Below are 13,531 nucleotides of genomic sequence, written 5' to 3' on the forward strand. Positions count from 1 at the left end.
GCTCGTTCAGCTCACTCAAGCCTGCGGACGCATGTGCGGGAACAGGATGACGTCGCGGATCGATGGCGAGTTGGTCAGCAGCATCACCAGGCGGTCGATGCCGATGCCTTCACCGGCGGTCGGCGGCATGCCGTACTCCAGCGCACGAACGAAGTCGGCGTCATAGTGCATGGCTTCATCGTCACCCGCGTCCTTCTCGGCCACCTGGGCCAGGAAGCGCTCGGCCTGATCTTCGGCATCGTTGAGCTCGGAGTAGGCGTTGGCGATTTCGCGGCCACCGATGAACAGCTCGAAACGATCGGTAACGGCCGGGTTCTCGTCGTTGCGACGGGCCAGCGGCGACACTTCGAACGGGTACTCGGTAATGAAGTGCGGCTGTTCCAGCTTGTGCTCGACCAGCTCTTCGAAAATCATCACCTGCAGCTTGCCCAGGCCTTCATGGCCCAGCACCTTGGCGCCGGCCTTCCTGGCGATCTCGCGGGCGCGGTCAACATCCTGCAGATCGGCAGCGGTCAGCTCCGGGTTGTACTTGAGGATCGAGTCGAACACCGACAGGCGCACGAACGGCTCGCCGAAGTGGAATACCTTGTCGCCGTACGGCACGTCGGTGGAGCCCAGTACCAGTTGCGCCAGCTCGCGGAACAGTTCCTCGGTGAGGTCCATGTTGTCGCGGTAGTCAGCGTATGCCTGGTAGAACTCGAGCATGGTGAATTCAGGGTTGTGACGAGTCGAAACGCCTTCGTTACGGAAGTTACGGTTGATCTCGAACACTTTTTCGAAGCCACCCACGACCAGGCGCTTGAGGTACAGCTCCGGCGCGATACGCAGGAACATGGCCATGTCCAGGGCGTTGTGGTGGGTTTCGAACGGCTTGGCTGCCGCACCGCCCGGGATGGTCTGCAGCATCGGCGTTTCGACTTCAAGGAAGTCACGCTCGATGAGGAACTTGCGGATGTGCGAAATCACCTGCGAACGCACACGGAAGGTGTGGCGGGTTTCTTCGTTGACCATCAGGTCGACGTAGCGCTGGCGGTAGCGCTGCTCGGTGTCGGTCAGTCCATGGTGCTTGTCAGGCAGCGGGCGCAGCGACTTGGTCAGCAGGCGCACGTTGGTCATTTCGACGTACAGGTCGCCCTTGCCGGAACGGGCCAGGGTGCCTTCGGCGCTGATGATGTCGCCCAGGTCCCAGGTCTTGACGGCGGCCAGGGTTTCTTCCGGCAGGGTCTTGCGGTTGACGTAGACCTGAATACGGCCAGTCATGTCCTGGATAACCATGAACGAACCACGGTTGAGCATGATGCGGCCGGCGACCTTGACCGGGATCGCGGCTGCTTCCAGCTCTTCCTTGGTCTTGTCCGCGTATTGCTTCTGCAGGTCGTTGCAGTAGCTGTCGCGACGGAAGTCGTTGGGGAAGGCATTGCCCTTGGCACGCTCGGCGGCAAGTTTTTCCTTGCGCAGGGCGATCAGGGCGTTTTCTTCCTGTTGCAGGTCTTGCGATTCGGTCTTCAGGTCGCTCATGTCGTCATTCTTTCCATCAGGTATTCGTTGCCCGTTCCGGGCAGGGCACGCGCTACCGGCGGCTGGCCAGGTAGCGCGGCATGGGGGTGCTAATCACAGGCCCTGCTTGAGGCTCGCTTCCAGATACTGGTCGAGGTCGCCGTCCAGGACTTTCTGGCAGTCGCTACGCTCGACACCGGTACGCAGGTCCTTGATGCGCGAGTCATCCAGTACGTAGGAGCGAATCTGGTGGCCCCAGCCGATGTCCGACTTGCTGTCTTCCAGCGCCTGCGAGGCGGCGTTGCGCTTCTGCATTTCCAGCTCGTACAACTTGGCCCGCAACATTTTCATGGCGGTGTCCTTGTTGGCGTGCTGGGAACGTTCGTTCTGGCAAGCCACCACGGTGTTGGTCGGCACGTGGGTGATACGGACCGCCGAGTCGGTGGTGTTCACGTGCTGACCACCGGCACCGGAGGAGCGGTAGGTGTCGATGCGCAGGTCGGACGGATTGATCTCGATTTCGACCTTGTCGTCGATCTCGGGCGATACGAACACCGCCGAGAACGACGTGTGGCGACGGGCGCCGGAGTCGAACGGGCTCTTGCGCACCAGGCGGTGCACGCCGATTTCGGTGCGCAGCCAGCCAAAGGCGTACTCGCCCTTGATGTGCACGGTGGCACCCTTGATGCCGGCCACTTCACCTTCGGAAAGCTCGATGATGGTGGCGTCGAAACCACGCTTGTCGGCCCAGCGCAGGTACATGCGCAGCAGGATGTTGGCCCAGTCCTGTGCTTCGGTACCACCGGAGCCGGCCTGGATATCCAGGTAGGCGTTGTTCATGTCCATCTCGCCGCTGAACATGCGACGGAACTCAAGCTGGGCCAGGTTTTCTTCCAGGCTTTCCAGCTCGGTCACGACGTCGCCGACGGCGCCTTCGTCATTTTCTTCGACGGCCATGTCGAGCAGGTCCTGGCAGTCACCCAGGCCGTTGGACAGCTTGTCCAGGGTCTCGACGACCTGGGCCAGCATGGCACGCTCGCGGCCCAGTGCCTGGGCGTACTCAGGCTTGTTCCAGACGTTGGGGTCTTCCAGCTCGCGGTTGACTTCGATCAGGCGGTCATGCTTGTGATCGTAGTCAAAGATACCCCCGAATTGACTGGGAACGTTCGGTGAGGTCCTTGATGGTGTTCAGGATCGGTTGGATTTCCATGGGCTGCCTACTCGCGCGAATTCGGTGAAAAGCCCGCGAGTATAACCGAGTCCGCAGCATGGCGGCAGACCCGCCGGGCGGTCGTATGTATTTAGGGCAACCTGCGCGGTCTCATGTGAGAGCGGCCGCGCCGTCTCCAAGTGCTTAGGCGGTGCCGACTTGGTTACGCCCACCGTTCTTGGCCAGGTAAAGACCTTTGTCGGCCGCCGAAATCAGCTGCCGGCAGTGGCTGCCGATAGCAGGCGTCTGGGTGGCCAGGCCGATGCTTACGGTCAAAAATGCATCAGCCGTCGGCGCAGTATGCGGGATGCCCAGGCCCAGCACGGTCTGGCGCAGCTTTTCGGCCACCAGCCGTGCCCCGCCTGGCGAGGTGTTGGGCAGCACCAGGGCGAACTCTTCGCCGCCATAGCGCGCCGGCAGGTCGGTCGGCCGCGAGCACGAGCTACGGATGGCTTCGGCCACCTGGCGCAAGGCCTCGTCACCGGCCAGATGACCAAAGCTGTCGTTGTAGACTTTGAAGTAGTCCACGTCGATCATCAGCAACGACAGCTGCTGCTGTTCACGCATCGCCCGGCGCCATTCCAGCTCCAGGTATTCATCGAAGTGGCGACGGTTGGACAGCCCGGTCAGGCCATCGGAGTTCATCAGCCGCTGCAGCATCAGGTTGGAATCCAGCAACTGCTGCTGGCTGACGCGCAGGGCACGGTAGGCCTCGTCGCGCTGCAGCAGGGTCAGGTAGGAACGCGAGTGGTAGCGGATGCGTGCCACCAGTTCGATGGTGTCAGGCAGCTTGACCAGGTAATCGTTGGCCCCGGCGGCAAATGCCGCGCTCTTGACCAACGGGTCTTCCTTGGTCGACAGGACGATGATCGGTATGTCCTGGGTCACCGGGTTGTTGCGGTACTCGCGCACCAGGGTCAAGCCGTCCAGGCCTGGCATGATCAGGTCCTGAAGAATGACCGTGGGCTTGATGCGCATGGCCTGGGCCACCGCCTGGTGCGGGTCGGCACAGAAGTGGAAGTCGATGTTGTCTTCATTGGCCAAGCCACGCCGCACCGCTTCGCCGATCATGGCCTGATCGTCGACCAGCAGCACCATCGCCGAGTTCTCGTTGGTGGTCGCGAAACCTTCGATCGGTAAATCATTCATCATTGTTCACCCGATCACTACCGGCCTGGCGGCGTGATTCAATACATTTCGTCATTTTGCGAAAAATTCAGTCAGGCGCCCTGCTATGCGTTCCAGCGGGCGAATTTCCACGGCGGCATCAATAGCCGCAGCAGCCTTGGGCATGCCGTAAACCGCGCTGCTGGCCTGGTCCTGGGCGATGGTCAGAAAGCCCTGCTGACGCATCAGCTTCAGGCCCTGGGCACCGTCGCGGCCCATGCCGGTGAGCAGCACGCCCACTGCATCGCCATTCCAGTAACGTGCAACGCTCTCGAAGAACACATCGATCGAGGGCCGGTAGATTTCATTCACAGGCTCGGCAGTGTAGGCCAGTTGTCCGCTCTGTAGCAGGCGAATGTGGTGGTTGGTACCGGCCAGGAGTACCTGGCCTGGCCGCGGCGGTTCGCCTTCACGGGCCAGTCGCACCGGCAGGCCTGCTGCGCTGCTGAGCCATTCGGCCATGCCTGCGGCAAACACCTGATCCACATGCTGGACCAGCACGATGGCCGCTGGAAACGCTGCCGGCAAGCCCTTGAGCAACACTTCGAGTGCTGCTGGGCCACCTGCCGAAGACCCGATTGCCACCAACCCGCGGCGCTGGGACGCCTCGCGCAGCGGTGCCGCCACCGACCTTGCGGCAGGTGCACGCTGCTGGCCGACCAGCCAGCCGATATTGAGGATCTTGCGCAGCAATGGCGCCGCCGCTTCGCGGGCATCGCCAGCGCCCAGCGCAGGGGTATCGACCACGTCGAGGGCGCCATGGCCCATGGCCTCGAACACCCGGTGCACGTTCTGTTTACGGTCGACCGTGACGATGACAATGGCACACGGGGTTTCGGCCATGATCCGCCGGGTCGCCTCGACACCATCCATCACCGGCATGATCAGGTCCATGAGTATCAGGTCCGGCAACAGCTCGGTGCAGCGTTGCACCGCCTCGGCACCGTTGCTGGCCACCCACACGACCTGGTGTGCGGGCTCCAGGGCGACCGCACGGCGCAACGCTTCGACGGCCAGGGGCATGTCATTGACGATGGCGATCTTCATCCCTGAGCACCCCCGATCAGCTCCACCACAGCATCCAGCAACGCATCGTCGTGGAAACTGGCCTTTGCCAAATAGTAGTCGGCGCCGGCGTCCAGGCCACGCCGTCGGTCTTCCTCACGGTCCTTATAGGACACCACCATCACCGGCAATGACTGCAGGCGCTGGTCGCGACGCACCAGGGTAACCAGCTCGATACCGTCCATGCGCGGCATGTCGATGTCGGTGATCAACAGGTCGAAGTCCTCGCTGCGCAGGGCGTTCCAGCCGTCCATGCCATCCACCGCCACCGCCACGTCGTAGCCACGGTTGCCCAGCAGCTTGCGCTGCAGTTCGCGCACGGTCAGCGAGTCGTCGACCACCAGGATGCGCTTGCGGACCACACCACGGGCTCCGCTGCTGCCGCGTTCGATACGCTCCAGGCTGCCAGTGCTGAGCAGTTTTTCCACTGAGCGTAGCAAGTCTTCGACATCGACAATCAGGACCACCGAACCATCATCGAGCAAGGCGCCTGAGGAAATGTCCTGCACCTTCCCCAGGCGTGGGTCGAGTGGCATCACGACCAGCACCCGCTCCCCCACCAACCGCTCCACGGCCACGCCGTACAGCTGCTCGCGCTCACGAATCACCACCACCCGCAGGCTGGCTTCGTCACTTTGCCCGGCCGGGCGATTGAGCAGTTGGCTGGCCGCCACCAGGCCGATATGCCGGCCTTCGTGCCAGAAGTGCTGGCGCCCCTCGATCTGCACGATCTGTTCGGCGGTCACTTCCAGCGTGCGCTCGATATGCGCCAGCGGGAAGGCGTAAGCCTCACCGCCCACCTCGACCACCAGGCTGCGAACGACCGACAGGGTCAGCGGCACCTGCAGATGGAAGCGACAGCCCTGCCCTGCCGCCTGAGTCAACTCGATCGAGCCGCGCAGCTCGCGGATCAAGTGCTGCACCGCATCCAGCCCCACACCGCGCCCGGACACTTCGGTAACCTTGTCACGCAGGCTGAAACCGGGCAGGAACAGGAACGTCAGCAGCTCCGCCTCACTCATCCGCGCCACCGTATCAGCAGGCGACAGGGCGCGCTCGACGATGCTGCTGCGCAGGCGCTCCAGGTCGATACCGGCGCCATCGTCGATCAGCTCCAGGCTGAGCATGCCCGCTTGGTGCGAAGCCCGCAGTCGGATCACCCCCTCGTCCGGCTTGCCTGCCAGCAGGCGCCGCTCGGGCAATTCGATGCCGTGGTCGACAGCATTGCGCAACAGGTGGGTCAGCGGTGCTTCGAGCTTTTCCAGCACATCGCGGTCGACCTGGGTCTTCTCCCCTTCCACCACCAGCCGCACCGGTTTGCCCAGCGAACGGCCCAGGTCGCGGACCATGCGGCTTTGCCCGGTCAACACGTCGGCAAACGGCCGCATCCGGCAGGCCAGGGCGGTGTCATACAACAACTGTGCACGCTGGCTGGCCTGCCAGCCGAACTCATCCAGGTCGGCCGCCTGCTGCTGCAAAATCTGCTGGGTCTCTGCCAGCAGGCGCTGGGTCTGTGCCAAGGCCTCGAGCACCTCGCTGCTCTGACCACTGTCTTCCAGTTGCATGCGCAAGCCGTCAAGCGCCTGCATGCCTTGGCCGTGCATGCGTTTGAGACGCTGCAGGGTAGCCAGGTACGGTTTGAGCCGCTGGGTTTCCACCAGCGACTTGCTGGACAGGTCAAGCAGGCTATTGAGGCGGTCGGCGGTGACACGCAGTACCCGCTCGGCACCTTCGCCAGCGCGCTTGCCAGCCTTGCGCCGCAGGACTGGTTCGGGCTCTGGTTCCGGCGGTTCGACTGGCATTACCACGGGCGCAGGCAGCAGAGTTGCCTGCGGCGGCTCCGGCGGCGCGGATGCAGCCAGCGGCACGACAGGCATGGCAGAAGCGCCCGAGTCGAGCAGGCTGGCCATTTGCGCAAGAAACACCGGCAAGGTTGCCTGCGCCACGGCATCACCGGGTGTGGCAATACGCATCAGCAGGTCGGTACCTTGCAACAGCGCGTCAATATGCTCGGCGGTCAGTCGCAGTCGGCCTTCCTGGGCCGCTACCAGGCAATCCTCCATGACGTGGGCGACACTGACACCAGCATCCACCCCGACAATACGCGCTGCCCCCTTCAGCGAGTGCGCAGCGCGCATGCATGCTTCAAGCTGGTCGGCCTGGGTGGGGTTGCGCTCCAGTGCCATCAGGCCAGCGCTGAGCACTTGGGTCTGCGCCTCGGCTTCCAGGCTGAACAGTTCGAGCAACGATGCGTCGCGCATTTGCTCTGGGGTCATGACAGGCTCCGCTGCACGGCAGACATTAAGTGTTGATCGTCCAGAACCCGCACGCTGCGGCCACGCCACTGCAGGACTGCGGCGGTGAAGCGTGTGGCGTCCCGGCCACTGCCCAGCAGTTGCGGATCGAGCCGGTGAATACCGTCGATTTCCTCGACGGCCATCACCACCGGCCCACCTTCGGCAGCCAGAATCAGCATACGTGGCATCGCCCGGGCGCTACGTGGCTCGGTGGCGCCGGCCTGCACCCCGAGCAAGTCAGCCAGTGACAGGCACGGCACCAACGCGCCGCGCACATTGGCAACCCCATGCAGCAGCCGCGAGCGCTGGTGCGGCAATGAATGCACCGCCTGCAACGGGGCGATCTCGACCAAGCAGGCGGTAGCCAGTGCAAGCCATTCTTCGCCCAGACGGAACAGCAGCATGGAATGGCCGGTGCTTTCCTCGTCCGGCTGCACCGCTGCAGCCTGGTGGCCCTGCATCAGCGTATAGCGATCGAGCAAACGCGTGGCCGCAGCGGCATACACCTCGCAATTGCGGCAATGAACGTGCCGTTCCAGCAGTGGGCACTGCTTGTCGCCGCGCACGCCAATGCGGTTCCAGCAGTCGTCGATGTGCGCGTCATCTTCGGCGAGCAACTGCATCGCGGATTCACTGTTCATCGTTCAGACTCCCGGCCAGCCCGCGCCGCGCGCGCCTGAAGGCGCCGAGCGCCGGCCAGGTCACCCTGGGCCGCCAGCAAGGCGGCCAGGTGCACCAGCGCCTCAGGGTGCTGTGGCTCCAGGTACAGGGCCTTGCGATAGTGGCTCAGCGCCTGCTGCGCATCGCCATCGGTATCACTGAGCAAACCCAGCCAGTAGTACACCTGTGCCGACGGCGGGTACTGGCTCAGGTAGCGCTGGCATTCGCTACGGGCCTGCTCGCTGGCGCCGGCATTGGCCAGCCGGGCAATGCCGGCCAGCAACTCGCTGGCCCCCTCGTGCTTGTGCTCGCGGGCTGGCGCTGGCCTGGCCGCCACCGGCAGTACACGCAGCGGACGAGGCAACGGCACACTGGGCTGCGAAAAAACCGGTGCCGGCAAACTCGTGAACGTACGCTTGGCGGGTTGCGCGGGTGCCGCCACCAAGGGGGCGCTGTCGCCTTCGTGACGCACATAGGCAAACGACTGGGCGATCCCCAATGGACGCATGCCCATGCGAGCCAACAAGCTGCCTTCGGCCGGGCCGATGAACAGCACACCCTGCGGATGCAGCAAGCGCTTGAGCACTTCGAACACACGCTGTTGGGTCGGTACGTCGAAATAGATCAACAGATTGCGACAGAACACGAAGTCATACAGGCCATCGCGGCTGGCCAGCGCCGGGTCAAGCACATTGCCCACCCGCAGGCTGACTTGCTGGCGTACCCGTTCATGCAGGCGGTGGCCTTCGCCCTGAGCATCGAAGTAACGCTCGCGAAAGCCCAGTTCGCTACCCCGGAACGCATTGCGCCCATATACCGCCTGCCCGGCCTTGGCTACCGAGCTGGGGCTGATGTCCATTCCATCGACAAGGAATGCCCCTGGCCCCATCCCGGCGTCAAACAAGGCCATGGCCAGCGAATAAGGCTCCTCGCCGGTAGAACATGGCAGGCTGAGTAATCGCAGCGGGCGCGCGCCAGCCAGTTGAGCAAGCCGCTTATGGGCCAGGCTGGCCAGCGCAGTGAAGGATTCGGGGTAACGGAAAAACCAGGTTTCCGGGACGATCACAGCTTCGATCAGCGCCTGTTGCTCATCTGCCGACTGCTGCAGGCGCAGCCAGTAATCGTCCAGGTCCATCGCGCCCGCAGCCACGCAACGTTGACGCAGCGCGCGTTCGACCATGGGCGCCCCCACCGACTCCACGTCCAGGCCAATACGCTCGCGCAAGAAGCGGAAGAAACGCTGTTCGTTCATGTGGGCATCCCTGTCGGGTATTGCGTGTACAGCAATGCGTGCACGGTGTCGGGCAGCAGGTCATTGACTTCGATGCGCTGCAGCAGGCCCTGGGCATCCTCGCGCACTGGGCCCAGATAAGGCGCTTCGCCTGTGTCCACCCCATAGGGCTGGAACTCGTCGGGTTGACAACGCAGGGTTTCGGTGGCCTGCTCCAGGATCAGGCCCAGCTGCAGGCTGCCTCGGTAGCGCACCAGCACCAAGCGGGTGCTGGTGCGTTGCACCGCCGGCTGGCCGAAGCTCAGTGCGGCAAGGTCGATTACCGGTACCAGTTGGCCACGATGGGCGAGGATACCCGCGACCCAGGCGGGAGCCTGGGCGATCGGCTTGAGCGGCTGACGGGGCAGCACTTCGACCACCTCGTGCACGCTCAGGGCAAACCGCTGCTCTCTGATGCGAAACTGCAGGTACAACACCCCTTTGGTGTTCTCCGCCCCCGCGCTGCGCAGTTGCAAGTCGTTCATCGCGGTCAGACTTTGAAACGCGACACGCCGCCACGCAGGCCCGCGGCCACCTGGCTCAGCTCATCGATGGCATAGCTGGCCTGGCGCAATGACTCGACAGTCTGGGTGCTGGCATCGCTGAGCTGGGCCAGCGCCTGGTTGATCTGCTCGGCACCGGTGGCCTGGGCCTGCATGCCTTCGTTGACCATCAATACGCGCGGCGCCAAGGCCTGCACCTGGTGAATGATCTGGCTGAGTTGTTCGCCCACCTGCTGCACCTCGAACATGCCGCGGCGCACTTCTTCGGAGAACTTGTCCATCCCCATGACACCGGCCGACACTGCCGACTGGATCTCGCGCACCATCTGCTCGATGTCGTAGGTGGCCACGGCGGTCTGGTCGGCCAGGCGGCGCACTTCGGTAGCGACCACGGCAAAGCCGCGACCATATTCGCCGGCCTTTTCCGCTTCGATGGCGGCGTTGAGCGACAGCAGATTGGTCTGGTCGGCAACCTTGACGATGGTTACCACCATCTGGGTGATGTTGCTGGCTTTCTCGTTGAGGATACCGAGCTTGGCATTGACCAGGTCGGCAGCGCCCATCACCTGGTGCATGGTCTCTTCCATGCGTGCCAGGCCCTGCTGCCCGGAGCCTGCCAGGCTGGATGCCTGATCAGCAGCCGTAGTCACTTCGGTCATGGTGCGCACCAGGTCCCGCGAAGTGGCGGCGATTTCCCGCGAGGTGGCGCCAATTTCGGTGGTGGTGGCGGCCGTTTCGGTGGCGGTAGCCTGCTGCTGCTTGGACGTGGCGGCAATTTCGGTGACCGAAGTGGTCACCTGCACCGACGAGCGTTGGGCCTGGGCCACCAGGTTGGCCAGTGCCTCAGCCATTTCGTTGAAGCCGCTTTCAATGGCGCCGAATTCGTCCTTGCGGTCCAGGCTCAGGCGCATGCTCAGATCACCCGAGCGCAGTTTATCGAGGGCATGCACAATACGCTGCATGGGCGCCGTGATAGCGCGCATCAGCAGCAGGCCGCAGATGCCGGCAGCGACGATTGCCAGCAACAGCGAAACCAACATGCTGCCCTTGGCCGTATTGACGGCATTGACGATCTCGTTGGTGGCGGCACCGGCAGAGGCCCGATTATTCTCGATCACGTCATTCAGGTGCTCGCGCCCCTCCATCCAGGCCGGGGTGAGGACCTCGGTGATCAGCCGTTGGGCTTCGTCGTAGTTGTGCTGACCGTACGCATCCAGCACCTGGTTGACGATCTTGAGGTAGTTTTCTTCCAGTTGCACGAAGCTGTCAAATCGGGCCTGGTCGTCCCTGTCCTGAATGGTGGTCTGGTAGCTGGCCATGAATTGCTTCAGCCGGTTATCGAAGTTTCTGAACAGTTCCAGGTCGGCCGAAGTAATTTCACGATGGTTCGACAGGCCCACCAACTGCTGGCTGGTGACGTAGCTGTCGACCCAGGCGCTGCGGATCATCGAGCTGTAGTAGACGCCGGGAATGCTATCGGTCCCCACCGCCTCTTCGGCGGTTTCGATAGTCACCAACCGCGAGTAGGCGGCCACGATCATCAGCAGCATGATGGCGATGATCACGGCGAAACTTGCCAGGATCCGTTGGCGCAAGGTCCAGTTCTTCACATTCAGCCCTCAGGAATTCACAACGAGCGGGAAAAATCGCCGAAGTATAGCCTAGGCGCCTTATGCTTTTGCGGGTGAAGTGCGGGGTATGAGGTAAAAGCCACCATGTGCATGACGCAACATATTCAGCGCCTGTGAGATCGAGCGCCGCCCACGCGACGCTCGGTCTCACAGGCGCTGAATATTCCCCGACAGGCGTATTACTGAGCCACCGCTTGCCGTACCTGGCTTTCCAGCTCCTGACGCAAGCCCGGGTCCAGCTGCAGCTGGCGTGCCAACTCGTCCAGGTAGGCACGCTCCATGAAGTTTTCCTCATCGACCATCATCACGCTGGCCAGGTACATCTCGGCAGCCATCTCCGGCGTTTGCGCTGCGCGGGCCACTTCGGCCGGGTCCAGCGGCTTGTTCAACTCGGCATGCAGCCAATGCTGCAATTCGCGGTCGCTGTCCAGACGCGTGAACTCGCCTTCGATCAGCGCCCGCTCGCGCTCGTCGATATGCCCATCGGACTTGGCCGCCGCCACCAAAGCGCGGAGTACCGCCTGGCTGTGCTGCTCGGCCTGGGCCGGCGGCAAGCGGTCGATGGTTTGAGGCTCGGCTGCGGCCACACGCTGGTTTGCCTGCCAGTTGCCATAAGCTTTATAGGCCAGCACCCCCAACGCGGCGAGGCCACCGTAAGTCAGGGCTTTGCCACCGTACTTGCGGGCCTTCTTGCTACCCAGCAACAGGCCCAGAGCGCCGCCCCCCAAAAGGCCGCCTCCTGCTCCGGACAATAACCCGCCAAGCCCGCCTGACGCGCTGCCAGACTTGCTCGCGCCCCCCTGCTTCTCAAGCAATTGCTGGCCGGATTTGAGGAGTTGATCAAGCAAGCCGCGGGTGTTCATTCGCGTGTCTCCACGTAAGAAGATTCAAACGCCAGAGTAAGGCTTGGCGAAGCACACGCCATGCAGGGATTTGCTTCCGGATGTTGCATTAGCTGGCAAAAAGCCAACTAGACTCGATATCGCCAATACCTCGCACCCACGCACTACGCTTATAACGATTGCTTCACTGCTTGCCTCATGACTGCCCGAACAAGATCGCCAAGAAGAGGGAACACCATGTCAGTGCACAAGACCGCATTGCTCGGCGCCACCACCTGCGCCATGCTGGCCAGCGCCAGCCTGCAGGCCGCCGAACCGCCCAAGGCCCTGGGGGCCGGCGAGGGGCGCCTGGACATCGTCGCCTGGCCCGGCTACATCGAACGCGGTGAAAGCGACAAGGCCTACGACTGGGTGACCGGTTTCGAAAAGGAAACCGGCTGCAAGGTCAGTGTGAAAACGGCCGCCACCTCGGACGAGATGGTCAGCCTGATGACCAAGGGCGGCTATGACCTGGTCACCGCCTCGGGCGATGCATCGTTGCGGCTGATCGCAGGCAAGCGTGTACAGCCGATCAACACCGCCCTGATCTCCAACTGGAAGACCATCGACCCGCGCCTGCAGAACGGTGGCTGGTATGTGGTCGACAAGCAGGTGTACGGCACGCCGTACCAGTGGGGGCCAAACGTGCTGCTGTACAACACCAACACCTTCAAGCAGGCACCGACCAGTTGGAGCGTGGTGTTCGAGCCGCAGAACCTGCCCGACGGCAAGCCGAACAAGGGCCGCGTGCAAGCCTATGACGGGCCGATCTACATCGCCGATGCAGCGCTGTACCTCAAGTCGGCCAAGCCCGAACTGGGCATCAAGGACCCGTACGAACTGAACGAGGCACAATACAAGGCCGTGCTGGAACTGCTGCGCCAGCAACAACCGCTGATCCACCGCTATTGGCATGACGCCACGGTCCAGATGAGCGATGTGAAAAATGAAGGCGTGGTTGCCTCCAGCTCCTGGGGCTACATGGTCAATGGCCTCAAGGCCGAGAACCAGCCAGTGGCCTCGACCATCCCCAAGGAGGGCGCGACCGGCTGGGCCGACACCACCATGCTGCACGCCGAGGCCAAGCACCCCAATTGCGCCTACAAATGGATGGACTGGTCGTTGAAACCAAAGGTGCAAGGCGATGTGGCAGCCTGGTTCGGCTCGTTGCCGGCTGTGCCGGCGGCGTGCACCGCCAGCGAGCTGCTGGGGGCCGAGGGCTGCAAGACCAACGGCTTCGACAACTTCGACAAGATTGCCTTCTGGAAAACACCGCAGGCCCAAGGGGGCAAGTTCGTGCCTTACAGCCGCTGGACCCAGGACTACATTGCGATCATGGGTGGTCGCTGA

At 63.1% G+C, this 13,531-nt stretch carries 11 protein-coding genes; 1 reads left to right on the forward strand and 10 read right to left on the reverse strand.

The genetic code is table 11. The annotated features are described in order from the left end of the window. Positions 1 to 15: 15 nt before the first annotated feature. The 10 genes from lysS to INQ47_RS07875 all read right to left on the reverse strand — a co-directional run bounded on the left by lysS (position 16) and on the right by INQ47_RS07875 (position 12,163). Positions 16 to 1,518 carry a lysine--tRNA ligase gene (gene lysS / locus INQ47_RS07830; protein ID WP_028698371.1) on the reverse strand — a complete coding sequence of 501 codons (1,503 nt, stop codon included), beginning with the start codon at positions 1,516 to 1,518 and terminating at the stop codon, positions 16 to 18. A gap of 93 nt (positions 1,519 to 1,611) precedes the next feature. Next, positions 1,612 to 2,707, reverse strand: a protein-coding gene (gene prfB, locus INQ47_RS07835; protein ID WP_061405587.1) for a peptide chain release factor 2 whose coding sequence is annotated in 2 segments (ribosomal slippage) — positions 1,612 to 2,634 and positions 2,636 to 2,707 — 1,095 coding nt in all. Because the reading frame shifts where the segments join, the coding sequence is not laid out codon by codon here. 144 nt (positions 2,708 to 2,851) lie between these two features. Further along, the gene (gene wspR, locus INQ47_RS07840; protein WP_404701452.1) at positions 2,852 to 3,856 is read right to left on the reverse strand and encodes a Wsp signal transduction system regulator diguanylate cyclase WspR; all 1,005 of its coding nucleotides are present in this window, start codon (positions 3,854 to 3,856) and stop codon (positions 2,852 to 2,854) included. A gap of 51 nt (positions 3,857 to 3,907) precedes the next feature. Beyond that, positions 3,908 to 4,921 (reverse strand): Wsp signal transduction system protein-glutamate methylesterase WspF, encoded by a 1,014-nt coding sequence (gene wspF / locus INQ47_RS07845; RefSeq protein ID WP_404701453.1) that lies wholly within the window; start codon positions 4,919 to 4,921, stop codon positions 3,908 to 3,910. Then, on the reverse strand, positions 4,918 to 7,215 hold the full coding sequence (locus INQ47_RS07850) for a hybrid sensor histidine kinase/response regulator (RefSeq protein ID WP_404701454.1): 2,298 nt from the start codon (positions 7,213 to 7,215) through the stop codon (positions 4,918 to 4,920). The genes wspF and INQ47_RS07850 overlap by 4 nt, the downstream gene beginning before the upstream one ends. Beyond that, entirely contained in the window at positions 7,212 to 7,877 is a 666-nt protein-coding gene (locus INQ47_RS07855) for a chemotaxis protein CheW (RefSeq protein WP_404701455.1), read from the reverse strand. The genes INQ47_RS07850 and INQ47_RS07855 overlap by 4 nt, the downstream gene beginning before the upstream one ends. Further along, a complete protein-coding gene (locus tag INQ47_RS07860; RefSeq protein WP_404701456.1) occupies positions 7,874 to 9,148 on the reverse strand; it encodes a CheR family methyltransferase in 1,275 nt (424 codons plus the stop codon). Before INQ47_RS07860 ends, INQ47_RS07855 begins: the two co-directional genes overlap by 4 nt. Next, positions 9,145 to 9,651 carry a chemotaxis protein CheW gene (locus INQ47_RS07865; RefSeq protein WP_209963883.1) on the reverse strand — a complete coding sequence of 169 codons (507 nt, stop codon included), beginning with the start codon at positions 9,649 to 9,651 and terminating at the stop codon, positions 9,145 to 9,147. The genes INQ47_RS07860 and INQ47_RS07865 overlap by 4 nt, the downstream gene beginning before the upstream one ends. A gap of 5 nt (positions 9,652 to 9,656) precedes the next feature. Next, complete coding sequence (locus INQ47_RS07870; RefSeq protein WP_404701457.1) at positions 9,657 to 11,279, reverse strand: methyl-accepting chemotaxis protein; 1,623 nt, start codon at positions 11,277 to 11,279, stop codon at positions 9,657 to 9,659. 200 nt (positions 11,280 to 11,479) lie between these two features. Next, positions 11,480 to 12,163, reverse strand: a complete 684-nt coding sequence (locus INQ47_RS07875; protein ID WP_404701458.1) for a tellurite resistance TerB family protein — start codon at positions 12,161 to 12,163, stop codon at positions 11,480 to 11,482. A gap of 216 nt (positions 12,164 to 12,379) precedes the next feature. On the opposite strand from INQ47_RS07875, the gene ydcS reads away from it, so the two are divergent. Beyond that, positions 12,380 to 13,531, forward strand: coding sequence for a putative ABC transporter substrate-binding protein YdcS (ydcS, locus tag INQ47_RS07880; protein ID WP_404701459.1), 1,152 nt, complete (start codon positions 12,380 to 12,382; stop codon positions 13,529 to 13,531).

Source organism: Pseudomonas sp. 3HC3 (assembly GCF_044904505.1).
Classification (GTDB): domain Bacteria; phylum Pseudomonadota; class Gammaproteobacteria; order Pseudomonadales; family Pseudomonadaceae; genus Aquipseudomonas; species Aquipseudomonas putida_Y.

What these genes read in the sequence shown, in the direction of transcription:
- lysS (WP_028698371.1), bottom strand. Translation starts at nt 1,518, where the DNA reads ATGAGCGACCTGAAGACCGAATCGCAAGACCTGCAACAGGAAGAAAAC.
- wspR (WP_404701452.1), bottom strand. Translation starts at nt 3,856, where the DNA reads ATGAATGATTTACCGATCGAAGGTTTCGCGACCACCAACGAGAACTCG.
- wspF (WP_404701453.1), bottom strand. Translation starts at nt 4,921, where the DNA reads ATGAAGATCGCCATCGTCAATGACATGCCCCTGGCCGTCGAAGCGTTG.
- INQ47_RS07850 (WP_404701454.1), bottom strand. Translation starts at nt 7,215, where the DNA reads ATGACCCCAGAGCAAATGCGCGACGCATCGTTGCTCGAACTGTTCAGC.
- INQ47_RS07855 (WP_404701455.1), bottom strand. Translation starts at nt 7,877, where the DNA reads ATGAACAGTGAATCCGCGATGCAGTTGCTCGCCGAAGATGACGCGCAC.
- INQ47_RS07860 (WP_404701456.1), bottom strand. Translation starts at nt 9,148, where the DNA reads ATGAACGAACAGCGTTTCTTCCGCTTCTTGCGCGAGCGTATTGGCCTG.
- INQ47_RS07865 (WP_209963883.1), bottom strand. Translation starts at nt 9,651, where the DNA reads ATGAACGACTTGCAACTGCGCAGCGCGGGGGCGGAGAACACCAAAGGG.
- INQ47_RS07875 (WP_404701458.1), bottom strand. Translation starts at nt 12,163, where the DNA reads ATGAACACCCGCGGCTTGCTTGATCAACTCCTCAAATCCGGCCAGCAA.
- ydcS (WP_404701459.1), top strand. Translation starts at nt 12,380, where the DNA reads ATGTCAGTGCACAAGACCGCATTGCTCGGCGCCACCACCTGCGCCATG.